Raw genomic sequence first — 1,328 nt, 5'->3', positions numbered from 1 at the left:
TCAGTAGTGTCCCAACGTTTCTCATAGGAGAGACATCTGTTCTGGTTGATTTTCACCATCAGATAAATTTGATAGCGGCGTAAGTAGTTGATTTAAAGGTGTTGTTTCAAACATAGTCAAACTCAAGATTTGTAGAATTTCATAAAGGCTGTGAGGCAAATGCAACCGTTTTTTCACGATGGCGATAAGAACATAAGTTGCGACGGCAATCCATATTTGGGTTTTGACGGCGTTTTCGCTGGTGCCCAAAAAGGATTTGATGCGCAGATGTTGTTTGATCCATTTGAAGAACAATTCGACTTGCCAACGTTGCTTGTACAACGCGGCGATCAGCTCCGGTTTGAGTGCAAAATTGTTGGTCAAGAATATGACGCGTTTGCCGTTCTCGTCCTTGACGACAACGCGGCGCAACGTGCTTGGATAATCCTTGCTTGCGTAATACAACGGCAGCTCTCCAGTCTGGTCGCAAATGAGATTGGTGCTGGCTCGATCGACCGGATGGGAGTACCGGCGTTTGAATTTGGTGTTGCTCTTGGCTCGCGTCACAAAGAAAGCGTTCAGCTCGTGGAGCCGATGCAGTCGTTTGAAATCCAGATAGCCGCGATCCATCAGATAAAACGCACCTGGCTCGATAGCCAGGTCGTCCAGAATATTGACCTCGTGGGTCTTGCCATCGGTGATATGAATAAAGCTGGGAATAGAACCTCGCAGATCGAGCAGCGTATGCAATTTGATTGCGGCTTTGGTGGAGCGAAACGGCGCCCATGGATGCACGGACAAACACAGATCGATTGTGGTTGCATCGAAGGCATACACAGTGGCATCCAAATCGATGCCCATCGGTTCGTCGGCATACAGAGGTCGAGCCATCGCAATCAGATGCTGCGCAAAATCGGCATAAATCTGCCACGGACGAGTGGAATTCGCGTTCGACAGCGTGTTGCGAGAAATCGTTTCGCATCGAAATCCCATGTGATAAAGCCGGTGCGCTTGCGCCCGCAGATTGACTTCGATATCGCGCAGGGATTCTCGGTAGGTCAGCTGAGCGAATGCCATAGCGAAGAATTGATCCAGACAAGAAAAATTCTTGACCTTGTGTTCGCCCCGGTGCGCCGCAACGCATCGACGAAACGTGGTCAATGGCAGATAAGTCATGATCTGCGAAAAAACGAGTTTGCCATGATGCATAGGAGCCTTGAGCGGAAATCCGCAAAAAGCGCCTATTTTGCGCCTCGACGTTCAAATCGAGACCAAACAAATTCGTCGTTTTATGCAAGTAAATCATTAACTTACAAGCTCCTGGCGTGAGAACGTTGGGACACTACTGA

The 1,328-nt window shown here is 48.6% G+C and carries 1 protein-coding gene; it reads right to left on the bottom strand.

What is annotated here, in order from left to right:
* Nucleotides 1-21 precede the first annotated feature (21 nt).
* Nucleotides 22-1,188: an IS4 family transposase gene (locus tag S2091_RS23715; protein WP_105534445.1), complete on the bottom strand. Its 1,167-nt coding sequence runs from the start codon at nucleotides 1,186-1,188 to the stop codon at nucleotides 22-24.
* Nucleotides 1,189-1,328 lie beyond the last annotated feature (140 nt).

It is taken from the genome of Solimicrobium silvestre (assembly GCF_002976435.1).
Classification (GTDB): Bacteria; Pseudomonadota; Gammaproteobacteria; order Burkholderiales; family Burkholderiaceae_D; genus Solimicrobium; species Solimicrobium silvestre.
Note: the sequence above shows the minus strand (reverse complement) of the source record. Positions and strands in the feature narration are given on the sequence as shown.